Raw genomic sequence first — 23,252 nt, 5'->3', positions numbered from 1 at the left:
TTATAAAAATTTTATGTTTTTATGATGGATCTTGTAGTTTTTTGTCGGGGCTACAGTATTATACACCTGCGAGCAAGAAAAAAAATAGGTTGGAGGTAGTTGTATGAAGACAATCGAGCTTGATATGTATCAGGCAACCGCAGTTGCGGCACTTGTACTGTTACTGGGACGTATTCTGGTAGCTAAAATTTCTATTCTTCGTCGGTATTGTATTCCGGCACCTGTAGTTGGTGGTTTCCTTTATGCAATCGTTCATACCATCGTAAGAGGCATGGGCATTCTGGAAATTTCCTGCGACATGACACTTAAAAACGTATTCATGGTAGCGTTCTTCTGTAGCGTTGGTTTCACAGCATCTTTCCGTATGCTGAAGAAGGGCGGCGTTCAGACCGTTATATTCCTGGCTCTGTCAGTCGTTATGGTAGTTCTTCAGAACATCCTGGGTGCTGGTCTGGCAAGCGTATTTGGTCTGGATCCTCGTCTGGGTCTGGCAACCGGTTCCATCCCGATGGTAGGTGGTCACGGTACTGCTGGTTCCTTCGGACCGTTACTTGAGGAATTAGGCGTAGCAAATGCGAGCGTTGTAGCTATCGCTTCCGCTACTTATGGTCTGGTTGCAGGCTGCGTAATCGGTGGTCCTATTGCAACTGCCAAGATCCGTAAGTACAAACTCTCCTCAGTTGCTGAGGCAGCTACTAAGACTGAGACTGTAGAGACAGATGAGACTGGTGCAATCGATTCCGCTAGAATCCTTGACGGTCTTCTGTACTTAATTGTTGCTATCGGTGCTGGTACTGTCGTATCCATGTTCCTTGGCAAGCTTATGACATTCCCGTTCTACATCGGCGCAATGTTAGTTGGTGCTATCATCCGTAACATCATGGATGTTCAGAACAAAGAGATCCCGATGGAAGAGATCAGCACACTGGGCGGTGCTTCCCTTTCCGTATTCCTGGGTCTGGCTATGATCGATATGAAGCTGTGGCAGTTAGCTGAGCTGGCTGTACCGATGGTAGTTATGCTTCTTGCACAGACAGTACTTATGTTCTTCTATGCAAACTTTGTTGTATTCAACGTACTTGGCAAATCCTACGATGCTGCTGTTATGACCAGTGGTTTCTGTGGATTCGGTATGGGTGCTACCCCGAACGCTATGGCAAACATGCAGGCAATCACCGGCGCATATGGTCCGGCTCCGACTGCATTCATGGTTGTTCCGCTGGTAGGTTCCTTATTCATCGACTTTTTAAACGCAACTATCCTGACAGGATTCATCAGCTTCCTGGGCTAATAGATGCGAATTTCAAGAGGTCTGCTTTTCGGCAGGCCTCTTTTTTGTGTAATAGGAAATTCCTTGGAATTCCCTATTACACAAAAAGGCGCTAACGTGCCAATGATGCGCACTCACACGAAGCAGAAATATGTCGCAAGCGACCGCGCGAGGCGCCCGAATGTGCTTTGGCACATCCGTTGTCCATCCCCGAGTTATAATCAGGAACAATATAACTCCATAAGCAAATAATAATAACATCTATAACACTATTTTTATTTGATTCTGACGAAGAAATGATATATAATACATTATAGAAACAGAAAAGTTCACAAAAACAATTTGGAACCAGAGGGAATTATGTACAAGATTGATGAAACCATCGTCAAGTATTTGTGGTAACCATAGTTCAGTGAACTATTCAAACTTATATACATATCAGGAGGTATTATCCAATGAGCAAGTATGTTGACAGAGTTCTTGCAGAACTCAAAGAGAAAAACGCACATGAAGCCGAATTCCTTCAGACAGCAGAGGAAGTATTATCCACTCTGGGTCCGGTTGTAGATGCACATCCGGAGTACGAGAAGGTTGCTCTTCTTGAGAGAATGGTTGAGCCGGAGAGAACTATCGAGTTCCGTGTACCGTGGGTTGATGACAACGGTGCTGTTCATGTAAACCGTGGCTATCGTGTACAGTTCAACGGCGCTATTGGACCGTACAAAGGAGGCTTACGTTTCGCTCCTTCTGTAAACCTGTCTATCATGAAATTCTTAGGCTTCGAGCAGACTTTCAAAAACAGCTTAACAACCCTGCCGATGGGCGGTGCTAAGGGTGGTTCTGACTTCGACCCGAACGGCAAGAGCGATGCAGAGGTTATGAGATTCTGCCAGTCCTTCATGACTGAGTTATATCGTCACATCGGACCGGACGTAGATATCCCGGCTGGTGACCTTGGTGTAGGTGCTCGTGAGATCGGTTACCTGTATGGCCAGTACAGAAAGATCCGTGGTGCATTCGAGAACGGTACTATCACTGGTAAGGGAATGTCCTTCGGTGGTTCTCTGGTACGTCCGGAAGCAACTGGTTTCGGCGCTGTTTACTATGTAGAAGCAGTTATGAAACATGAGAACGATGACATCAAAGGCAAGAGCGTTGTTGTATCTGGTTTCGGTAACGTTGCTTGGGGTATCTGCAAGAAACTGGCTGAGCTGGGTGCTAAGGCTGTTACCCTGTCTGGTCCGGACGGATACATCTACGATCCGGAAGGTGTTGTAACTGAAGAGAAGATCAACTACATGCTGGAGATGAGAGCATCTGGACGTAACAAAGTTCAGGATTACGCAGACAAGTTCGGCGTACAGTTCTTCCCAGGTGAGAAACCGTTCGGCGTTAAGGCTGACATCGTTATGCCGGCTGCTACTCAGAACGACGTTCGTATGGAAGAGGCTCAGAAGATGGTTGCTAACGGCCTTAAGTACTACATCGAGGTTGCTAACATGCCAACTACCAACGAAGCTCTTAAGTTCTTAATGGAGCAGAAGAACATGGTAGTAGCTCCGTCCAAGGCTGTTAACGCAGGTGGCGTTCTTGTATCTGGTCTTGAGATGAGCCAGAACAGCGAGAGATACAGCTGGACAGCAGAGGAAGTTGATTCCAAACTTCATCAGATCATGACTGGTATCCATGATGGTTCCGCAGCAGCAGCTGAGAAATACGGCTTAGGCTACAATCTGGTAGCTGGTGCTAACATCGTTGGTTTCCAGAAAGTTGCTGACGCTATGATGGCTCAGGGTATCTGCTGGTAGTCAGTAGTTCCCCATACCATATGGAGTGAATGTATAAGTAATATAATTGCATAACGCAGTTACATAAAGAGACTGCTGATTCGGACAACCTGGCGACAGGAAGTCCGGCTCAGCGGTCTTTTTTGCGTAATAGGAAATTCCTTGGAATTCCCTATTACGCAAAAAGGCACTAACGTGCCAAGGAATAATTCTTCCCTCCCACACATAAAATAGTAATGGTAATTTTTGACAGTCTATCTAAGACGTAAATGTTCAAGCAGGGAGGAGAATGAGAGAATGAGAAGAACAAAAAAGACGAAAAAAACGAGAATGCAGGGACACATGGCAGTAGCAATTTCCATGGCGATGACGGCAGGGCTGGCGCTGACGGGATGCGGCAGTACCGGAACGACAGGAGTATCGGCAGAGACATCTGCGGGAGGTAAAAATGAAGCCGGGAGGAATACTGCCGGTAACACAGCAGGCGGACAGGAAGAAAGTCAGAGTGGGGCTGGCGCTGCGCAGGTGACAGACACGAAAAAGGGCGGAAAGGATGGCGGAACCAGCCTCATTTTCACGACGGGAGGCGATCAGGGTACATATTATGGATTTGGCGGCGTGCTTGCAGGAAAGATAGGGGAATCGACCAGCACTTCGGTGACGGCGATCACATCGGGCGGTTCGCAGGCAAATATCGAGGCGCTGGATGCACATGATGCGGATTTGGGATTTGTGCAGTCGGATGTCATGGCATATGCCTACAATGGTACGAATCTCTTTGAAGAATATGGAAAAGTTGCTGATTTCTCGACCGTGGCGGCGCTCTATATGGAGCAGGTGCAGATTGTTACGCTGGATCCGTCGATTCAGTCGGTAGCCGATCTGGAAGGCAAAAATGTTTCGGTCGGCGCGGCGGGGTCAGGCGTCTATTATAATGCGGTGGATGTGCTGGGAGCATATGGATTGGATATCGAAAAAGATATAAATCCGACGTATCAATCCTTTGGGGACAGCGCAGAGGCGCTGCAGGATGGCAAGATTGATGCGGCATTTGTCGTAGCGGGTGCACCGACGACCGCAATCACCTCCCTGGCAGCGACGAAGGATGTGTATCTCGTCAGCCTGGACGATGAGCATATGGATCAGCTGATTAAAGAATCGCCATATTACAGCAAAAACACGATCCCAGCGTCCGCGTATGGAACGGATGAGGATATCAGGACGGTGGCTGTCGGTGCGGTAGTAGTGGCGCGCGATGACGTTCCGGCAGAGGATATCTATAACTTCTGCTATGGCGTCTTTGAAAATATGGATTCCATCAAGGCGGCGCATGCGAAGGGAGCGGAGCTGAACCTTGAATTTGCCACTTCGGTCACAGCGGTTCCGTATCATCCGGGAGCAGCGGATTATTTCGCAGAGAAAGGGATGGAGGTGCCGGTGAAATAAGGGGGAAACCCAGAAATGAAGTGTGAAAGGGGGTTATACGAATGGGTGAATGGAAGGAAAAGAAAAACAGGGCACCAGATCTAAAATACCTGGAACGTGAAAGCCTGAAAAAGGGCGATTCGGACACAGGGACAGCTACGGATGTTGAGTTAGTCATGAAAAAATATGACCGCGAGTCCAACACGCGCGTCTGGCAGGGGAAACCAGCATCGATCATCCGGTGGATGTCGGTATTATTTTCCGTTTACAGCATTTATGTGACGCTTTTCAGTACCGCCTTGCCGGAAATCCGGTTGTCGATGTTTCTGGGAATGATTCTGATTCTCGGGTATCTGCATTATCCGATTCAGAAGGGAGACGGACGCATCAACCATATGCCGTGGTACGACTGGGTTCTGATGGCAGTGGGGGCGGTTCCATTTTTCTATTTTGCGGCGAACGCGCATGGGATCATTAAGCTGGCGACGCGGGTCACGAAGAATCCGGTTATGGTGCTGATGGCGATTCTGGCGGTGCTCTCGCTGATGGAACTTTGCAGGCGTTGTGTGGGAATCCCGATTCTCTGTGTGGTCGGTGCACTGCTTGTATATACATTTGCGACGGTGCGTTTTGGAAAGGTTATTTATGATTTATTTTACACGACGAGCGGCGTTATGAATACGCCGATCAATGTCTGTGCAAAATATATTGTGGTCTTCATCATTTTCGGGGCGTTTCTGGAACGGACGGGGATCTCGAATTTTTTTATCGACCTGGCGAACTGTCTCTGCGGTTCCTCGGCGGGCGGTCCGGCGAAGGTGGCGGTTATCTCCTCGGCGCTCTGCGGGATGGTATCGGGATCTTCGGTTGGAAATACTGTCACAACGGGTTCGGTCACGATCCCGATGATGAAAAAATGTGGTTACCGCCCGGAATTTGCCGGAGCAGTGGAGGCGGCTGCTTCGACCGGCGGGCAGATCATGCCGCCAATCATGGGCGCGGCAGCATTCCTGATGGCAGAATATATGGGCGTGCCGTATGCGACGGTGGCGCTGAAAGCGATTCTTCCGGCAGTGCTGTATTTTGCGGGTATTTATATCGCAGTGCATCTGGAGGCACAGAAACTGGGACTTCGTGGAATTCCGCGGGAGGAACTGCCGCAGATGCGGGTGCTGATGAAACAGATCTATCTGCTGGCACCGTTGATTGTGCTGGTGGTGCTGGTATCGACAAATACATTTACGATGCAGTTTTCTGCGTCGGTAGCGATCTTTGCCGCGATTGCGGTCGGTGCTCTGAACCGGAATAACCGGATCACGCTGAAAAAGATTGTGGATGCGCTGGAGGCAGGCGGACGCGGCACGATCACGGTGGCGGTTGCCTGTGCGATGGCGGGGCTGGTGGCTGGATGTATCACATCGACCGGTCTGGCATCGAAGCTGATCACGGCAATTGTGGCAGTTTCCCAGGGAAAACCGCTGATCGCGCTGTTCCTGACGATGTTATGCTGTATCGTGCTTGGCATGGGCGTTCCGACGACGGCAAATTACTGTATTATGGCGGCGACCTGTGCGCCGATTCTGATTGCACCGGAGATCGGGATCAATCTGGTCTGCGCGCATTTCTTTGTTTTCTATTTCGGAATCGTGGCGGATATCACACCGCCAGTGGCATTGGCAGCTTATGCGGGTTCCGCGATCGCGAAAGCGCCTCCGATGAAAACGGCACTCAATGCGACGCGGCTGGCGGTTGCCGCTTTTATCGTGCCGTATATTCTGGCATTTAACCCGGCGATGGTATTCATCGACACGAATGCACTGCAGGTTGTGCAGATCTGCATCACCTCGCTGCTCGGTATCTTCGGGATTGCGGCGGCGCTTAACGGTTTTCTGTTTGGATGGCTGTCCGTTGTAGAGCGGCTGGTTTTGATCGTGGGCGGTCTGTGCATGATGGATCCGGGCGCATGGACGGATCTTCTGGGACTTGTGTTGGTTGGCGGTGTGACATTCTGGCAGAAGAACCATGGATTGGAGAAAGATGCGGAGACGGGTGTTGGATGAATGAATTTGCATTGCAGTTTACATAACGTGTAAACTGTGATGTGAAGTGTGTGTAAACGTAGACCGCACAGGCGCAGGCATGTGCGGTCTTTTGTGGCATAGGAAACTTCGTGCGGTTTCAGCAAGGTATGTTTTTTGTTTCCGGTGGGATGTTTGCAAACCAGAGGCTGTGAATCGGGCGGTAGCGAATCGATTTTAAGATAATTTTCACAAATTCACTCTGGAAATATCGGGTGGAATATGGTTAAATAGTCAATAGAGTTTTGCCACCCAAAAGAGTGTAGAAGGAACGGAAAGGAGAAATACCAGGATGGATGAGAATAAAGAGTTGGTAGAGACAATGGAGGACTATGCCGAGGAGCTGGAGGCGTCTTTCAAGCGTCTGCATGAGGGCGATATTGTGACTGGCACGGTTGTTGCAGTGACGGACGACCAGGTGCTGGTGGATCTGAAATATTTTGCTCAGGGCGTGATTGACCGTGAGAATCTGAGCAATGATCCGGATTTTAATATGAAAGAAGAGATTCAGCCGGGCGACCTGCTCACGGCAACGGTAATTCAGACCGACGACGGCGAGGGCAATGTCGTTTTATCCCGCAAGGAGGCGAATGACAGGATGACGTGGGAACATTTCCGTCAGCTGCTCGATGAGCGCACACCGCTTGAGGTTACTATTTCCGAGGTCGTAAACGGCGGTGCGGTTGCGATGGTGGAAGGCGTGCGCGGCTTTATACCGGCGTCGAGACTGGATGCAGCGTATGTCGAGGATCTGGACAGCTGGAATGGAAAGAAGATTCCGGTGCTGGTGATTGAGGCGGATGAGGAGAAGAAACGTCTCGTCCTGTCCGGCAGAGAGTTGGCGAGAGAAAAACAGGATGCGGAGAAGAAGAGCCGGATTGCGCGCTGTGAGACCGGCGCGATCATGGAAGGAACGGTCGAGACAATCAAGCCATACGGCGCGTTTGTTCTGCTGGAAAATGGCTTAAGCGGACTGGTACACGTTTCCCAGATGAGTAAAAAGCGCGTGGAGAATCCGGGTGCAGTCGTAAAGGTGGGACAGAAAGTGACGGTGAAAATCCTGTCTACCGCAAATGGCAAACTAAGCCTCAGCATGAAAGAGGTAGAGCCGGACGAAGCGCCGGAAGAGGAAGTATTTAATTATCATGAATCAGGCGAGGCGACAACCGGGTTTGCCGAGCTGTTAAAGGGCTTTAAATTTGACTAAATAGCAGTAAAGGAGAGGGAAAATTGAATATCCCTGAGACGTATAATCAGCTTGACCAGTGGACGACAGTCATGTTTCTGTACAATTCTGCCCTGAAAGCGATTAACACGAAAATTGAAATTTTAAATAACGAGTTTATTCATTTATATAATTACAATCCGATCGAGCACATCAAATCGCGCCTGAAAACGCCGGAGAGTATTGTCAAGAAGCTTAAACGTGGTGGATATGAGGTGACGATCCCGAACATGATTGAGCATCTGAGCGATATTGCGGGCATCCGTATTATCTGCTCGTTCAGCCCGGATATTTACCGGATCGCGGAGATGATCGCGCGTCAGTCAGATGTGACGGTGCTGGTGGTGAAGGATTATATCAAGAATCCGAAGCCGAACGGATACAAGAGTTACCATATGGTTGTGACGATCCCGATTTATCTAAGCGATGGCCCGGTGGATACGAAGGTGGAGATCCAGATACGGACGATTGCGATGGATTTCTGGGCAAGTCTGGAACACAAGATTTATTATAAATTTGAAGGAAATGCGCCGGATTATCTGGAGCAGGAACTGAAAGCCTGCGCGGATATGGCGGATATGCTGGATAATAAGATGTTTTCTCTGAATCAGGCGATCACGAAGATCGCGGAGGAACAGGTGAAGGAGAAGGAGACCGCGAAACAGACGGAGAAAATAAAGAAGGCAGAGCGGGAGAATGTGCCCGTGGGGAGCGAGCAGGAGCCGAAAGATGGGAAACGGAGCGTGGCAGATGCCTACGGGAACCGGAAAGAAGCCGGAGAGTAAGAGACGAAGAAAATGAAGATACGCAGGCGGATGGGTGAGACAAAGCAGATTGTTCAGGTAAATGGGGGGAATATTCTGCTGTTTGAGCTGGCTTTCCGTTTGCTCACGCTGCCGCTTCTTTTGCAGGCAGTGGCGGCGCTGTTCCGGCTGTCGGTGCGCGCGTCTGGCTACAGTTATGTGACGGTCAGCAATCTGGTTTCCTACCTGCTGCGGCCGGTTACGATCGCGATTCTGGTTTTGATGGCAGCGATCCTACTGGTGGGAGTTTCCATCGAGGCGGCGGGACTTCTGGCGGCATATCAGGCGGCGGCACTCTCGCGGAAAATGAGCGCTTTTTCGATGTTTGCGGCAGGCATCCGTCTGACGGTATCAGAGATCCGAAAGCGGAATCTGAGGTTGTTTCTGGTGCTGGCGGTTCACGGCCTGGTGCTTCATTCATTTTTGATTTACCGGATGTTATGTCATGTGAAGGCGGTCAAATTTATCCTTCCGGCGCTTCTGGCGGAGAACTGGGGGCGGCTTTTACTGGTTGGCGTGATTGTTGGCGCGGTTGTGATTTCACTTCCGACGATTTTTATCTGTTTTGGCTGTATGCTGGAGCAGCGGTCGTTTCGGGGCGGATTTCTGCGAAGCAGGGAGCTGCTGCGCGGTAATCGGGTACAGGTAGTTGGGACGCTTGTTTTGTGCAATCTGGCAGTTACGGCGGTAACGGTGGTGCTCTATCTGATTGCGGTTGTGATTGTGGCGGTGTTTGCTGTCTGGTTTGCGGACCGGCGTCTGGAATTGATTCTGGTTTTAGAGGCGCGCGACCGGATCGAGATGGTTTTGATGCCGCTCATGAGCATCGCGCTGATGTCGGTCAATTATGGCGCATTGACGGTGTTATATGTGCAGCTGGACCGGAAACGTCAGAACAAAGAGCGCTGGAAGTTTGAAGCTGGCGAACATGCGGGTCTTCCGTGGATGAGCCGCCGCAACCGGATGGCGGCGCTGGCACTTCTGACGGCATTGAGCGCCGGAGCAATGTACGACGCTTTTTACCGGGGCAATGTGCTGGCGGCGGATCAGCTGAGGGAAGTGCAGCTCACAGCGCATCGGGGCGCATCGACGAGCGCACCGGAGAACACGATGCCTGCGATGGAGGCAGCGGTCGATCAGATGGCGGATTTTGCAGAGCTGGATGTGCAGGAGACGCGGGATGGTGTGCTGGTATTGTTCCATGACAGCACTCTGGATCGGATCGACGGGACGCGGCGGACGATCCGATCGCTTTCCTGGGATGAGCTGCAGCAGGTAGATGCCGGTGGCTGGTATTCGGAGCAGTACAGCGGGACGCGGATTCCGAAGCTGGAGGACGTTATCGAATATGTCAGGGGACGGATGATGCTGAACATCGAGATCAAATATGCCGGCGCGTCGAGCGATCTGCCGGAAAAGGTCGTGGACTGTATCCGGGAGAATGATTTCGTGGAACAGTGCGTCGTGACATCGACGAGTCTTTCTTATTTAAAGCGGGTGAAGGCGGCGGATTCGGATATTTATACGGGCTATATCCTGTCGGCAGCATATGGAAGCTATTACGAGGATGATGCGATCGATTTTATCAGCCTGATCTCCAGTTCAGCGAACCGGAAGCTGGTCGAGCGCGTCCATGCCTGTGGTAAGGAGGTTCATGTCTGGACGGTCAATAAAAAGAGTGAACTGGAGCGAATGAAGATGATCGGCGTCGATAACATCATCACCGACCGGCCGATCCTGGCGCGGGAGGTCATTCTGGGCGAGGAAAATGCGGAGAATCTGCTGGCGCGGCTGAGGGCGCTGCTGCGGTAAAGAAAGATTACAGGAAAAATAAAAATCAGGAGAAAAACATGAGATTTGTACTACAGAGAGTCAAACACGCGAGTGTAAAGGTAGACGGCGAGCTGATCGGCTCGATCGGCCGTGGATATATGGTGCTGATGGGCGTCAGCGACACCGACACGGAGGAAATCACCGACAAAATGGTGGATAAAATGTGCAAGCTGCGTATTTTTGAGGATGAGAACGGCAAGACGAACTGTTCGCTGGCGGATGTGGATGGCGAGATCCTGCTGATCAGCCAGTTTACTTTGTACGCGGACTGCAGCCACGGAAACCGCCCGGGCTTTACGGGTGCGGGAAATCCAGAACTGGCGAACCATCTCTACGAACACGCGCTGGCGCGCTGCGCCGGACAGGTGCGGAAGGTCGAGCACGGTATTTTCGGGGCAGATATGAAGGTCGAGCTTTTAAACGATGGACCATTTACGATTCTGCTGGATAGTGATACGATAGTGAAAAAGAAATGATTTGCAAAAGGAGGAAGGATATGTCAGTAGCGAAAGAACAGAGAGAAAAACTGATCTGGGAATTTCCTAATATTGGAAAGAAAGCCCCGGAGCAGGAGGAAAAGGCATTTGCGTATTGCGAGGGATATAAGGAGTTTTTAAATGCGGCAAAGACCGAGCGCGAATTTGTGCGCGAAGCGGTGCTCCGCCTGAAAGAGGCTGGTTATGAGGAGTTCGAAGAAGGAAAAATCTATCAGCCGGGCGACAAGGTATACCAGATCAACCGCAAGAAAGCGCTTCTGATGAGCACGTTCGGAAAACGTCCGCTGGAGGACGGCGTCCGCATTAACGTGGCTCACATCGATTCCCCGCGCCTGGATCTGAAACCGAACCCGCTGTATGAGAAGGCAGAGGCGGCATATTTCAAGACCCATTATTACGGCGGTATCCGCAAATACCAGTGGGCGACGATCCCGCTGGCGATGCACGGTGTTGTGATTTTAAAGGACGGCACATCGATGGATATTTGCATCGGCGAAAAAGAGGGTGATCCGGTCTTCTGCGTGACCGATCTGCTTCCGCATCTTGCCGCACAACAGAATGAGCGGAAACTGAAGGACGGCATCAAGGGCGAGGAATTAAATATCATCGTTGGCTCCCTGCCGTATCCGTGCGAGGAAGAAGACTCGATCAAGGAGCCGGTCAAGCTGCTGGCGCTGTCGCTCTTAAATGAGCGCTTTGGCATGACGGAGAAGGATTTCCTGCGTGCAGAGATCGAGTTTGTGCCGGCAGTAAAGGCAACAGATGTTGGTCTGGACCGCAGCCTGGTCGGTGCTTACGGACAGGATGACAAGGTGTGCGCGTACACGGCACTGACCGCAGAGATGAAAGCCAAGTCCCCGGAATATACGACTGTTACGATTCTGGCAGATAAAGAGGAGATCGGTTCCGTTGGAAATACTGGCTTAAATTCCGATTTTACCTTGCATTATATTGAGGGACTGTGCAAGGCAGGAAATGTGGATGTTCGCAAAGTGCTGAAGCATTCTCTGTGCCTGTCGGCGGATGTCAATGCGGCGTATGACCCGACGTTTGCGAGTGTATTTGAAGAAAAAAACTCCTGCTATCTGAATAAGGGGGTCGTTTTGACGAAATATACGGGTGCGCGTGGCAAATCCGGCAGCAACGACGCGAGCGCGGAGACGATGGCGAAAGTGATCCAGATCATGGATGAGGCAGGCGTATACTGGCAGATCGGCGAGCTGGGCGCAGTAGACGTCGGCGGCGGCGGCACGGTTGCCCTGTTTGTGGCTGGCATGGATGTAGACGTTGTGGATATGGGTGTTCCGATTTTATCCATGCATGCCCCATTTGAGCTGGCATCGAAACTGGATATCTATAACACATATCTGGCATTTGCAGCATTTTGCAGCTAAAAAACAGCCAGAAAATTCCGTCAGGAAAGACAAAATGTTTTTTTCTGGCGGAATTTTTTATCAAATAATTCATATCCGGCTTCTTTAAATTGGGAAAAGTGATGAACTATGAAAAAAGAGTTGCTGAAAATATAAAATATTGAAAAATCACTTTTGCGACAGGCTGGTTTGTGGTATGATGATTGGTAAGACATACGTGCAGATATATCATATGTGCGTTTGAAAGCCAGGTGCCGGATGGCGCAGGCAGGAAATTGAGAGATAGAGGACGACTAAATGAAGAGATGGAAAATAGCAGGCATCTGTCTGGCGGTTGCGGTAGCAGCAGCGGCATCTGGATGCGGAAAAAAGACAGGGACTGAGACGACCGCAGCAGAGAGCACGGCTGCAGAGACAGAGGAGTATGTCGCAGAGAGCAGCGTGAAGCTGGGCGAGTACAAAGGAATCGCTGTGACCGTGACCGAGGCATCCGTGACGGACGAGGAAGTAGAAAACCAGATTCAGCAGGTGTTGAATTCAAAGGCCGAGTACCGCGAGGTAGACCGGGCAGCCCAGACGGGCGATCAGGTCAACATTGACTATAAGGGACTTTTAGACGGTGAGGCATTTGAGGGCGGTACCGCCGAGGGCTATGACCTGACACTGGGATCCGGCAGCTTTATCGATGGATTCGAGGATGGGCTGGTCGGCGCTGTGAAGGGCGATCAGAAAGACTTAAACCTGACCTTCCCGGATCCGTATCCGAACAACCCGGATCTGGCAGGTAAGGCGGTTGTATTTGAGGTAACGGTCAATGCGGTCAAGGAGCGCTCCGTTCCGGAATTGACGGATGAGTTTGTTGCTTCCGTATCACCGGATGATGGAACCGTGGAGAAATACCGTGAATCCACCCGTGAGAACCTCTTAGAGCAGAAACAGCTCTCGATTGACAATCAGAGAGATACGGATATTCTGAATGCGGTTGTGGACAATTCAGAGGTTGTATGCTCGACTGCATCGATCGACGAGGCATATGATACACAGTTAAAGGCATACACCAACATGCTATCCTCCTACGGCGTCGATCTGGCGACCTATGCGGGCATGATTGGAAGCGATGAGGACAGCTTCAAGCAGGAGATCCGCCAGGAAGCCAAGGAAATGGCGAAACAGTCCCTCGTTTTAAATGAGATTGCGAAGCAGGAAAATATCACGATCGACGATTCGGACAAGGAAGCACTGGCGAAACGCTACGGCTACGAGAGCCTGAAGACGATGCTTCAGAATGACAACATCGATCAGAAGATGGTGGACGATACGGCACTGATGCAGAAGACACTTGATTTTCTGGTAGAAAATGCCAAGATCACCGTCAGCACTGAGGAGAACAATGCGGCGCTGAATACAGAAGCAGCCGAGGACGAGGCGGAGTAGAAAGCGTCTCATAAAAATACAGATAAGGGGATAAACATATGCAGATTTTATACGACAGAATCCGTAAAGATGGAATCGTAAGAGCAGGAAATGTATTGAAAGTGGATCGTTTCCTGAATCACCAGATGGATATTCATCTGTTCCAGGAGATCGGCAAGGAGTTTAAACGCCGTTTTGAGGGTGAGGAGATCAACAAGATCCTGACGATCGAGCGTCGGGTATTGGTATTGCCTGTATCGTAGCCGAATATTTTGATGTTCCGGTTGTATTTGCCAAGAAAACAAAGACGAAAAATATTGCCGGAGAAGTGTATACAACGAAAGTTGAATCGTTTACCCATGGCACTGTATATGATATTATTGTGTCCAAGGAGTTCCTTGGAAAAGGCGATAAGGTTCTGGTTATCGATGATTTTCTGGCAAAGGGCAAGGCATTAGACGGTCTGACCACTTTGATTCAGGATTCGGGAGCAGAATTAGTTGGTGCGGGCATTGTCATTGAAAAAGGTTTTCAGGACGGCGGCAAACGCATCCGTGATAAGGGCATCCGCGTTGAGTCACTGGCGATCGTAGACAGCATGAATGCAGAGACTGGGGAGATCGTATTCAGAAATGAAGATAAATAAAAAAGCATTGTTTTTTGATATTGATGGAACATTGTTTAGTGAAAAATTAAGGCAGGTACCGCAAAGCGCGGTGCTTGCCTTAAAAAAAACAATGGAAAAGGGAAATTTGACATTTATTAATACGGGGCGGACCTGGTGCCAGACGTCCAAAATCCGGGAGGAAGCGCCGGTAAACGGGCTGCTCTGCGGCTGTGGTACCTATATTTCCGTGGATGGAAAGACACTCTATGACCAGAGAATTTCGCCGGAACGGGCGGAGAAACTGAAAGAGGATATTCTGCGGTTCCGGATGGATACAGTGATGGAGGGCGTGGACGCCTGCTTTTTCCGGCCAGATGGGGTGCAGACCGAAACGATGCGGGCGATCCGCTCGATTCTCGACCAGAGCGGCTCGGTTTCGGCGAAGAACTGGTCGGATCCGTCCTTTTCGATCAGTAAATTTTGCGTGGCGGTCGGAGCAGACAGTGATCCGGCGGGATTTTTTGAGACACTTCGGGATTTTGAGGTGATTGACCGGGGCGGCGGCTTCTATGAGTGTGTGCCGATGGGGCATTCTAAGGCGAGTGCGATCGAGTGGATTTTGAAGCAATATGGGATCGCGCTGGAGGACGCGTGGGTCTTTGGAGACAGCATGAACGATCTGTCGATGTTCCAGTATGTGCCGAATGCGGTTGTCATGGGAAAACACGATGCCGGGTTGGAGCCGTATGCGACGTTTACGGCGAAGACCGTGGAGGAAGATGGGATTTACCGGGCGATAGAAGAGCTGGGGCTTTTGTAAGGAAGAAATGGTTTGGTGTTTGATATATATGTATAAAGAGTGAAATTTGTGTGGATGTGTGGAGTTCAGAGAAACATCCTGTGGAGAGAGGTTTCAGGAAAGATTGAACTGGTGGATGTCTGAGACTGGAAATGCTCAAGATTGTGGATAGTTGAGACAGAACTAGAATGAAAGGGTGTTGGATAAAGATATATGAATTATGAGAAATCGGAAAAATATGAAGTTCTCAAGCGGTATTTCGGATATGACAGTTTCCGAGAAGGACAGGAAATGCTGATTGATGGGATTCTTGATGGGCGTGATGTGCTGGGAATCATGCCGACGGGCAGCGGAAAATCACTGTGTTATCAGGTTCCGGCATTGATTCTTCCGGGAATCACGCTGGTGGTGTCACCGCTGATTTCTCTGATGAAGGATCAAGTCACGGCACTCAATCAGGCGGGCGTCCACGCGGCGTATCTGAACAGTTCGCTGACGACGGCACAGTATTATAAGGCGCTTGGGTATGCGCGCGAGGGGCGTTATCCAATCATTTATGTGGCGCCGGAGCGTCTGATGACGGAGGCATTTCTTGATTTTGCGATGCACGTGGATATTGCGATGCTGGCGATCGATGAGGCGCACTGCATTTCCCAGTGGGGACAGGATTTCAGACCGAGTTATTTGAAGATTGTTGATTTTATCGAGAAGCTGCCGAGGCGTCCGGTGGTCAGTGCTTTTACGGCGACCGCGACCAAGGAGGTCCGGGACGATATCATCGACATTTTGCAGTTACAGAACCCGGTGATGCTGACGACGGGATTTGACCGGAAAAACTTGTATTTTGCAGTGGAGACGCCGAAGGACCGCTATGCGGCGATCCGGGCATATCTGGAGGCGCACCCGGGGCAGGGAGGGATTATTTACTGTCTGACCCGCAGGAATGTTGAGGAGATCTGTGAGAAGCTGATCCGGGATGGATTTTCAGTGACGCGTTACCATGCGGGACTTTCCGATGCAGAGCGGCAGAAGAATCAGGATGATTTTATCTATGACCGGGTTCCGGTGATGGTGGCGACCAATGCGTTCGGCATGGGAATCGACCGGTCGGATGTACGGTTTGTCCTGCACTGCGGGATGCCGAAGAACCTGGAAGCCTACTATCAGGAGGCAGGACGTGCCGGGCGTGACGGCGAACCGGCGGAGTGCATCCTGTATTATAGCGGGCGGGATGTGGTGACGAACCAGCTCTTTATTGAGCGGAACCAGGACAATCAGGAGCTTGACGACTATACGCGGCAGGTGGTGCTGGAACGTGACCGGGAACGCCTGAAAAAGATGACGTTTTATTGTTTTACGAATGAGTGCCTGCGTGATTATATCCTGCGGTATTTCGGCGAATATGGAAGTAATTACTGCGGAAACTGTTCGAATTGTATGACGCAATTTGACACGATCGACATTCAGGCGGCGGCAGAGAGTCTCTTAGGCTGTGTGCAGTCGTGCGGACAGCGCTATGGAACAACGGTGATTCTCGACACGGTTCACGGGGCGAATACGGTTAAGATCCGCAATTACCGGATGGATGAGAATCCGCATTATGGGGAGCTGGCGAAGGAGAGCGTCGTGCATCTGCGCCAGATGTTTAACTTCCTCCAGGTGGAGGAGTATCTGTTTGTCACGGCGGATGAGTATTCGATTGTCAAATTGACGGAAAAGGTGCTGCTTTCCTGGAAGCACCGGAGCCAATCGAGATGAAGATGGCGAAGGAGCGGGAGAAACAGGCAGCTGGAAGCAGCAAAAAGAGCCGCCGGGGCGTGAAGCTTTCAGCCGGGGCAGTCGAATTTACGGAGAAGGAAGAGACGCTCTTCGAGGCACTCCGCGCGCTGCGCCGCGAGATCGCATCCGAGGAAAAAGTGCCGCCGTATATCGTATTTTCTGATAAGACGCTGACGCATATGTGTATTTTAAAACCGGTCACGGAAGCGGAGATGCTGGAGGTGTCCGGCGTGGGTGCGTATAAGTTTGAAAAATATGGAGAACGGTTTCTGGAGTGCGTGCGGAAGTTCTTAGGACAATAAGCGGGAATCCTCGGCAATTCAATTACCGAGATGAAAGCGCAGTAGTGTGCATATCTGCACAATGCAAATAGTATAATAATTCTCATCCTTTGATAGTAATGCCGTAACCGGCATACAATAAAAACGAAAATACGTTCGAATAATGGTTGCGCATTACATTTCGATATGATATACTATATGTATGAAAGAAAATCTTATACATTATAGGACTTGTGTGTGTAATATTAACTACCATATGGTTTGGTCGGTGAAATACAGACGGAAGATATTAACCCCAGAAGTTGAGAAATACCTACAGGAACTCGTGCAGCAGATAGCTGACGATAAAGGTTTTACCGTTCATTTATTTGAATGTAGTGAAGGTGATCATGTTCACTGTTTTGTATCAGCTCCACCAAAGCTGTCAATAACAGCCATTATCAAGTATCTGAAGGGGATCACAGGCAGGAAATTATTCGAACGTTTTCCGGAAATAAGAAACCAGTTGTGGAAGGGAGAACTGTGGAACCATTCTTATTATGTGGAAACGATCGGATCCGTATCTGAGGAAAATATTCGCCGTTATATTGAACATCAGAGCAAGTCGTATTAATTCAATGTGAATTGTAAATATTCATATGCATGGCTGTCTGAAGGGGGGAGGAGAATGCTGTTGTCTCACAGAACATCGGTTAATATCCGGCCGGAATATTCTAATATTATAGGGCATATGTGTTACGCTGCTTCCAAGCTCTGGAATGTCTGCAACTATGAACGTCGTCGATATAAAGAATTGGGGCTGGAGAAGTATCCTGACTGGTATTATCAGAAGAAAGCGCATAAAGGAGATCTGTGGTATAGACAGCTTCCATCCCAGACAGCGCAGGAGACCTGCAAGCAGCTGGATAAAGCCTGGAAATCATTTTATGCCCTTAAAAAGACCGGTGGGATCAAAGATCCAAATCCGCCGCGATTTAAACAGGACAATATACCAATCACTTACATGCAGATGGGAATCCGGCACGAGAAAGGTTCCGACCAATTACGGCTGTCTCTGTCAAAGGATCTGAAAAGCTATATGGAAGAAACTTACGGGATTCATGAAAAATTTCTATATCTTGAAAATAAGATTTTCAGGAACATGGATCACATAAAACAGCTGCGGATCTATCCACCGGAAGATGGAAAATGTGACCTTATCGTTATTTATGAGATCAAAGAGCCAGAACCGCTTTCCCTGAATGGTCATTATTTATCAATTGATCTTGGAATTCATAATCTGATGACCTGTTATGATTCCGGAAATGGAAGGAGTTTTATTCTAGGAAGAAAATATCTTTCGCTGGAAAGATACTTTCACAAAGAAATCAGCAGGGTTCAATCAATATGGTATGCACAGCAGATGGAAAACGGCATAAAATACCCCCGATCATCGAAACACATCAAAAGGATTTATCGGAAAAAACAGAACGCAGTAAAGGATTACCTTCATAAGGTGACCAGATGGCTTGCAGAATACTGTAAAAAAGAAAGGATAAGCTGTGTAATCATAGGAGATATCCGAAATATCCGTAAAGGAAAAGATATAGGGCACAAGACAAACCAGAAGTTTCACGGACTGCCGTATAATAAACTTTATATCATGTTGGAATATAAACTAAAACTGTATGGAATATCACTGACAAAACAGGAAGAAAGCTATACCAGCCAGTGCAGCCCGTTTTCACCAGAACTATCAAAAAGATATGCAGAAGCATCAAACAGAAAAGAGCGTGGCATGTATATAACGGATGGAGTAAGATATAATGCGGATGCAGTAGGAGCATTTAATATCCTGCGTAAATATCTTTCCGGATCCGGAAAACAGAAAGAACTGTCCGTAACCGGACTAAAGAATCCAGAAATAATAAAAGTAGCTGTATAGCCGAAAGGTAAGCAGTAGTGGTGTCATGGACGCACCCTGAAAAAAGGCGGTATCCCGCCAGATTTCAGATGCTCTGGTAACTTAGTTACCGAGTAGTTCACAGTCTTAGTATCGGGTGTGTGTTCTGTTTGTGAGAAAAAAATGCCTGGAGAAAAGACAGAAAAATAAAAAAATATACATATGATGACAGATTTTATCTTGTTAAACGCCACATTTTCTAGTATAATAAGGGTATCAATCCATGGATGGAAGTGACTGTGAACATGGAACTTTTAGAAGCAGTTTCAAACATTTATGAACACCTATTTAGATGGAGAAGGGGGCGTTTTTATGGAGAAAAGTTATACAAAGATCTACACAACTGGAGCGACAGTACCGTTAAAGATTCGGCCAGGACATTTCGCAACAAACCATGCACATATCAATTATTACATTGATGTGACGACCCTGAAAGCGAGAACGAAAGAGGCGGAGGAAGTTGCACAGGCGCTGGTTGGCATGTATCTGTATGACACCGTGATCGACACGATTGTCTGCATGGAGGGCACGGAAGTTATCGGTGCTTTTCTGGCGGAGGAGCTGGCAAAGGGCGGTTTTCTCTCGACGAACGCGCACAAATCTATCTATGTAATCAGCCCGGAGTTCAACAACAACAGCCAGATCATTTTCCGTGACAACCTGATTCCGATGATCCGCGATAAACACGTGATGATCCTGATGGCATCCGTGACGACGGGACGCACCTTAAATAAGGCAGTTGAGAGCATCCAGTATTACGGTGGTATCTTACAGGGCGCATCGGCGATTTTCAGTGCGATGGATTCGCTGGATGGTGTGCCGATCAAGTCAGTCTTTGGCAAGAAGGATTTACCGGATTATACGTATTCAGATTACCGTGACTGCCCGCTCTGCAAGGCAGGAAAGAAGATTGATGCGCTGGTAAATACGTTTGGATATTCGCCGATGGGGTGATGCGGCGATCGGAAGCTGCTTCGTTTGATGAATACAGGATTTGTAAAAGCCGGATCGTTGAAATGAAACGCGATCCGAATGCGGGTGCTGCATGGTAGCATAGAAAGCATTATTGAGAAAGAGATAGATTTTACAAGGTTTGAGAACAGATAGTGGATACCGCAAAACCACAGAATCCGTGCACTGACCTGTCAGAAATAAGAAGATGGGGAGCAGGGGGATGGGAGGTTTTGCGGTATCTCTTTTTGTGTCAAAGGTGCCAAGCACATTAATGAAAAAAATAACAGAAACAAGAATAAAGAAGGGAAAGAAAGAGGGATAAAAATGGATACACAGCAGATGTTTCAGGAACTGGATCGCCTTTATGCACAGGGAAAACTGGACGAAGCGGAAGAGAAAATGATGGGCTGGATGAAGGAAGGGCTGGATTCAGGGAACAAAAGCCTCTGCCTGATGATGTGCAATGAGATGGAAGGACTCTACCGGAATACCGGACGGGTTGCACAGGCAGTCGATATGGCGGATATGGCGCTGTCCCTGATTGCGGGGATGGGACTGGATGGTTCGATCCACCATGGAACGACACTTTTAAATGCGGCAACCGCGCGCCGGATGGCAGGAGATGTGGAAAAAGCGCTTTCCCAGTACCGGGAGGCGGAAGCGATTTTTAAGAATCTTGGAAAAACGGATGGCTATGAGATGGCGAGTCTCTACAACAATATCAGCCAGATTTATCAGGAACAGGAGGAACATGAAAAGGCGCTGGAATCGCTGGATAAGGCGCTGGAACTGATTAAAAAGATGGAGAACAGCGAGGCGGAGGTGGCAACGACCCATGTCAACCGGGCGCTATCCTTGATGGCGCTGGGACGGCTGGATGAGGCGGACGAAGAGTTAAAGGAAAGCCTGACCTTTTATGCGTCCTCGGAGGGCGTGCAGTCGGGACACTTTGGTTCGGCGCTGGCAGCAGCCGGGGAGCTGGCATGGAGGCGCGGTAATTATGATCAGGCGATCGGGCTGCTGGAAAAAGCGCTGATGGTAACGCAGTCCCGGTTTGGCGAGAGCGATGCGTGCGCGGTGATCCGCCAGAATCTGGAGATGATCAAAAAAGAAAAGGAAGAAAAAGGCATTACCGGTGACGAGGGCAGAACGGAAAGCACAGGCGGAAAACAGAGCACTGTGCGAGCTGCCAGTTCAAGGATGCGAAATTCTGAGATGGAAATTTTCTGGTTACTGTTCATGGGTAGGCACTTTTGGAACCGAAAGTGCCGTAAGAAAACGTGGTGGCAGCAGGAATTTGCCGTATTTAAATGCGAAGCCACGGCAAATTCCGTTACTGGGCACGTATGCGTGAACAGTAACATTTTCTGAAATAGATTCAGAAAGCGGAGAAAGGACAAGAAAAAGCCATAAAATCAGGTAGGGGGATCAGATGCAGGGACTGGAACTGGCAAAACGATATTATGAAGAAGTTGGGCGTCCGATGCTGGAGCGGGAATTTCCAGAGCTTCTGCCGCGGCTGGCGGCGGGGCTGGTGGGCGAAGGTTCGGAATGCCTGGGATTTGACGATGCGATATCGCAGGATCACGATTTCGGGGCAGGTTTTGACCTCTGGCTTTCGGCGGAAGATTATAACCAGTACGGGAAGGCGCTTCAGGATGCTTACGACCGTTTGCCGGGGGAGTTTGCGGGCATTCCGGCACGGCTTACAAGTGCGCGGGGCGGCGGACGTGTCGGTGTGTTTGAGATAGAGGCATTTTACAGCCGTTTTATCGGGATGGAACAGCCGCCAAGGAGCTTGATGCGCTGGCTGCATCTGCCGGAGGATAAGCTGGCGGCAGTTACAGGCGGGGCAGTTTTTGAGGACGGACTGGGAGAATTTTCCGCGGTCCGCGAGGAGCTTCGGAAGTATTATCCAGAGGATGTCCGGATCAAGAAGATCGCGGCGCGGGCAGCGAAAATGGCGCAGTCGGGACAGTATAATTATGGCCGCTGTATGCGGCGGGGGGATACGGTTGCGGCGATGCTGGCGCTCGATGAATTTGTGCGGCAGGCGATTTCGATGGTCTATTTACTAAACCGGACGTATATGCCTTACTATAAGTGGATGTTCCGGGGAATGGAAAAATTTCAGATATTGCCGGAGGTGGCGGAAAAAATCCGGGAGCTTTCGGTGATGGGAGATACGAGCGAGATGTGGAAGCCGCCGTTTCCCCCGGGATGGAATCCTTATGTAAACCAGTTGGATCCGCGTGTGGGTCGGATTGAGAAAATCTGTCAGGCGGTAGTTGGGGAACTGCGAAAACAGGGACTGACTGACAGCCGGGATGCATTTCTGGAAGCGCACACGTGGGAGATCATGAAACGGATTCAGGATCCGGAGCTGAAAAAATGTCATGTGATGGAAGGATAAGCCGCGGATAGACACATCAAAATGGGAACGCGCATGGACTGTAAATGAAAGAAAAGATGCAGGAAATTGATTTGGAAGGGATCTGGCAAGCGAAAGGGAGGACAGCGTATGACGAAACAGGAGAAAATAGAGAAACTGATTCAGATGGAGTGGGAAGATTTTCAGAAAGTCAATAACGAGGGCGGACGTGCTTCTTGTCAGGACGATCCGGAGACATTTTTTATCATGCGACGAAGCCATTTTGCACCGTGGACAGAGGAACTCATCGACTGCGTGCTGGCGGATATGGACCGCGCCCATGAGCAGGGGCGCAATCTGGTAATGGAGAAATATGCGTGGATGATGGCGAGCACCGCACCGGAGCAGTTTAAGAAACTGCATCATTTCCTGATTGATCCGACGCTGGCGGGCGAACAGTGGAGTGATGCGATCGTGAAACAGCAGCTTGCCTGGATGGAAGAGTACCAGGCGAAATATCCGGTGCTGGCGTCTGGAAACCGGCTTCTCTACAGTTCTGAAGATACGCCGTATGATACTTCCTTCCAGACGTACCTGCTTGGAGAACTGCGGACTTACTCGGACAGCACCCTGCATACGTACTGGCAGTTTATCAATGACCTGAAAAAGGAAGGAAAGAGTCTGGCACTTCTGACGATGGAGGCGGAAGTGAAGGCATATGGATATGAGGGGCTGGATGCGGCGGAGAAGGCGCTCTCTAAATAAAAATTAGAAGGATGTATATTCGAAAATTTATGGCAATGATTTCGAAAAAG

At 49.5% G+C, this 23,252-nt stretch carries 19 protein-coding genes and 1 pseudogene; all 20 read left to right on the top strand.

Annotation, left to right across the window (positions count from 1 at the left end; all coding sequences use genetic code 11):
• The first annotated feature begins 103 nt into the window (after nucleotides 1-103).
• The 20 genes and pseudogenes from gltS to DW085_RS05500 all read left to right on the top strand — a co-directional run bounded on the left by gltS (nucleotide 104) and on the right by DW085_RS05500 (nucleotide 23,202).
• Entirely contained in the window at nucleotides 104-1,291 is a 1,188-nt protein-coding gene (gene gltS, locus DW085_RS05590; RefSeq protein WP_118481896.1) for a sodium/glutamate symporter, read from the top strand.
• A 434-nt stretch (nucleotides 1,292-1,725) separates the two neighbouring features.
• Nucleotides 1,726-3,078 carry an NADP-specific glutamate dehydrogenase gene (gdhA, locus tag DW085_RS05585; protein WP_107000640.1) on the top strand — a complete coding sequence of 451 codons (1,353 nt, stop codon included), beginning with the start codon at nucleotides 1,726-1,728 and terminating at the stop codon, nucleotides 3,076-3,078.
• 276 nt (nucleotides 3,079-3,354) lie between these two features.
• On the top strand, nucleotides 3,355-4,503 hold the full coding sequence (locus tag DW085_RS05580) for a TAXI family TRAP transporter solute-binding subunit (RefSeq protein ID WP_243015215.1): 1,149 nt from the start codon (nucleotides 3,355-3,357) through the stop codon (nucleotides 4,501-4,503).
• A gap of 41 nt (nucleotides 4,504-4,544) precedes the next feature.
• Nucleotides 4,545-6,542, top strand: a complete 1,998-nt coding sequence (locus tag DW085_RS05575) for a TRAP transporter permease (protein ID WP_182430798.1) — start codon at nucleotides 4,545-4,547, stop codon at nucleotides 6,540-6,542.
• A 310-nt stretch (nucleotides 6,543-6,852) separates the two neighbouring features.
• Nucleotides 6,853-7,767: a S1 RNA-binding domain-containing protein gene (locus DW085_RS05570; RefSeq protein WP_107000639.1), complete on the top strand. Its 915-nt coding sequence runs from the start codon at nucleotides 6,853-6,855 to the stop codon at nucleotides 7,765-7,767.
• A 71-nt stretch (nucleotides 7,768-7,838) separates the two neighbouring features.
• Nucleotides 7,839-8,570, top strand: coding sequence for a GTP pyrophosphokinase family protein (locus DW085_RS05565; protein WP_182430802.1), 732 nt, complete (start codon nucleotides 7,839-7,841; stop codon nucleotides 8,568-8,570).
• A gap of 12 nt (nucleotides 8,571-8,582) precedes the next feature.
• A complete protein-coding gene (locus DW085_RS05560; RefSeq protein WP_118491721.1) occupies nucleotides 8,583-10,400 on the top strand; it encodes a glycerophosphodiester phosphodiesterase family protein in 1,818 nt (605 codons plus the stop codon).
• A gap of 38 nt (nucleotides 10,401-10,438) precedes the next feature.
• Nucleotides 10,439-10,897, top strand: a complete 459-nt coding sequence (gene dtd, locus DW085_RS05555; protein WP_022359969.1) for a D-aminoacyl-tRNA deacylase — start codon at nucleotides 10,439-10,441, stop codon at nucleotides 10,895-10,897.
• 20 nt (nucleotides 10,898-10,917) lie between these two features.
• Nucleotides 10,918-12,312: an aminopeptidase gene (locus DW085_RS05550; RefSeq protein WP_118491719.1), complete on the top strand. Its 1,395-nt coding sequence runs from the start codon at nucleotides 10,918-10,920 to the stop codon at nucleotides 12,310-12,312.
• A gap of 276 nt (nucleotides 12,313-12,588) precedes the next feature.
• Nucleotides 12,589-13,725 carry a trigger factor gene (gene tig / locus DW085_RS05545; RefSeq protein WP_118491717.1) on the top strand — a complete coding sequence of 379 codons (1,137 nt, stop codon included), beginning with the start codon at nucleotides 12,589-12,591 and terminating at the stop codon, nucleotides 13,723-13,725.
• Nucleotides 13,726-13,763: 38 nt separating this feature from the next.
• Nucleotides 13,764-14,350: pseudogene (locus DW085_RS05540) on the top strand (xanthine phosphoribosyltransferase).
• On the top strand, nucleotides 14,337-15,131 hold the full coding sequence (locus DW085_RS05535) for an HAD family hydrolase (protein WP_243033941.1): 795 nt from the start codon (nucleotides 14,337-14,339) through the stop codon (nucleotides 15,129-15,131). The pseudogene DW085_RS05540 and the gene DW085_RS05535 overlap by 14 nt, the downstream one beginning before the upstream one ends.
• A gap of 192 nt (nucleotides 15,132-15,323) precedes the next feature.
• Nucleotides 15,324-16,868, top strand: coding sequence for a RecQ family ATP-dependent DNA helicase (locus DW085_RS05530; protein WP_347474987.1), 1,545 nt, complete (start codon nucleotides 15,324-15,326; stop codon nucleotides 16,866-16,868).
• Entirely contained in the window at nucleotides 16,865-17,191 is a 327-nt protein-coding gene (locus DW085_RS20440) for an HRDC domain-containing protein (RefSeq protein WP_347474986.1), read from the top strand. The genes DW085_RS05530 and DW085_RS20440 overlap by 4 nt, the downstream gene beginning before the upstream one ends.
• A gap of 175 nt (nucleotides 17,192-17,366) precedes the next feature.
• The gene (gene tnpA / locus DW085_RS05525; protein WP_107000633.1) at nucleotides 17,367-17,783 is read left to right on the top strand and encodes an IS200/IS605 family transposase; all 417 of its coding nucleotides are present in this window, start codon (nucleotides 17,367-17,369) and stop codon (nucleotides 17,781-17,783) included.
• Nucleotides 17,784-17,837: 54 nt separating this feature from the next.
• Nucleotides 17,838-19,094, top strand: a complete 1,257-nt coding sequence (locus DW085_RS05520) for a transposase (RefSeq protein WP_284525718.1) — start codon at nucleotides 17,838-17,840, stop codon at nucleotides 19,092-19,094.
• Nucleotides 19,095-19,424: 330 nt separating this feature from the next.
• Entirely contained in the window at nucleotides 19,425-20,066 is a 642-nt protein-coding gene (locus DW085_RS05515) for a hypothetical protein (protein WP_022359975.1), read from the top strand.
• A gap of 324 nt (nucleotides 20,067-20,390) precedes the next feature.
• The gene (locus tag DW085_RS05510; RefSeq protein ID WP_118491715.1) at nucleotides 20,391-21,437 is read left to right on the top strand and encodes a tetratricopeptide repeat protein; all 1,047 of its coding nucleotides are present in this window, start codon (nucleotides 20,391-20,393) and stop codon (nucleotides 21,435-21,437) included.
• Nucleotides 21,438-21,498: 61 nt separating this feature from the next.
• Nucleotides 21,499-22,479, top strand: coding sequence for a DUF4037 domain-containing protein (locus DW085_RS05505; protein WP_118491713.1), 981 nt, complete (start codon nucleotides 21,499-21,501; stop codon nucleotides 22,477-22,479).
• Nucleotides 22,480-22,587: 108 nt separating this feature from the next.
• Nucleotides 22,588-23,202 carry a DUF4125 family protein gene (locus tag DW085_RS05500; RefSeq protein WP_118491711.1) on the top strand — a complete coding sequence of 205 codons (615 nt, stop codon included), beginning with the start codon at nucleotides 22,588-22,590 and terminating at the stop codon, nucleotides 23,200-23,202.
• Nucleotides 23,203-23,252 lie beyond the last annotated feature (50 nt).

Origin of the sequence: Clostridium sp. AF50-3 (genome assembly GCF_003477445.1) — a bacterium.
In the GTDB taxonomy this organism is placed as follows: Bacteria; Bacillota; Clostridia; order Lachnospirales; family Lachnospiraceae; genus Otoolea; species Otoolea fessa.
This window is presented reverse-complemented; position numbering and strand designations above follow the sequence as displayed.

Excerpts from the sequence above, each read along its gene's own strand:
- gltS (WP_118481896.1), top strand. The coding sequence starts at position 104 with ATGAAGACAATCGAGCTTGATATGTATCAGGCAACCGCAGTTGCGGCA.
- gdhA (WP_107000640.1), top strand. The coding sequence starts at position 1,726 with ATGAGCAAGTATGTTGACAGAGTTCTTGCAGAACTCAAAGAGAAAAAC.
- DW085_RS05580 (WP_243015215.1), top strand. The coding sequence starts at position 3,355 with ATGAGAAGAACAAAAAAGACGAAAAAAACGAGAATGCAGGGACACATG.
- DW085_RS05575 (WP_182430798.1), top strand. The coding sequence starts at position 4,545 with ATGGGTGAATGGAAGGAAAAGAAAAACAGGGCACCAGATCTAAAATAC.
- DW085_RS05570 (WP_107000639.1), top strand. The coding sequence starts at position 6,853 with ATGGATGAGAATAAAGAGTTGGTAGAGACAATGGAGGACTATGCCGAG.
- DW085_RS05565 (WP_182430802.1), top strand. The coding sequence starts at position 7,839 with ATGTTTCTGTACAATTCTGCCCTGAAAGCGATTAACACGAAAATTGAA.
- DW085_RS05560 (WP_118491721.1), top strand. The coding sequence starts at position 8,583 with ATGAAGATACGCAGGCGGATGGGTGAGACAAAGCAGATTGTTCAGGTA.
- dtd (WP_022359969.1), top strand. The coding sequence starts at position 10,439 with ATGAGATTTGTACTACAGAGAGTCAAACACGCGAGTGTAAAGGTAGAC.
- DW085_RS05550 (WP_118491719.1), top strand. The coding sequence starts at position 10,918 with ATGTCAGTAGCGAAAGAACAGAGAGAAAAACTGATCTGGGAATTTCCT.
- tig (WP_118491717.1), top strand. The coding sequence starts at position 12,589 with ATGAAGAGATGGAAAATAGCAGGCATCTGTCTGGCGGTTGCGGTAGCA.
- DW085_RS05535 (WP_243033941.1), top strand. The coding sequence starts at position 14,337 with ATGAAGATAAATAAAAAAGCATTGTTTTTTGATATTGATGGAACATTG.
- DW085_RS05530 (WP_347474987.1), top strand. The coding sequence starts at position 15,324 with ATGAATTATGAGAAATCGGAAAAATATGAAGTTCTCAAGCGGTATTTC.
- DW085_RS20440 (WP_347474986.1), top strand. The coding sequence starts at position 16,865 with ATGAAGATGGCGAAGGAGCGGGAGAAACAGGCAGCTGGAAGCAGCAAA.
- DW085_RS05520 (WP_284525718.1), top strand. The coding sequence starts at position 17,838 with ATGCTGTTGTCTCACAGAACATCGGTTAATATCCGGCCGGAATATTCT.
- DW085_RS05515 (WP_022359975.1), top strand. The coding sequence starts at position 19,425 with ATGGAGAAAAGTTATACAAAGATCTACACAACTGGAGCGACAGTACCG.
- DW085_RS05510 (WP_118491715.1), top strand. The coding sequence starts at position 20,391 with ATGGATACACAGCAGATGTTTCAGGAACTGGATCGCCTTTATGCACAG.
- DW085_RS05505 (WP_118491713.1), top strand. The coding sequence starts at position 21,499 with ATGCAGGGACTGGAACTGGCAAAACGATATTATGAAGAAGTTGGGCGT.
- DW085_RS05500 (WP_118491711.1), top strand. The coding sequence starts at position 22,588 with ATGACGAAACAGGAGAAAATAGAGAAACTGATTCAGATGGAGTGGGAA.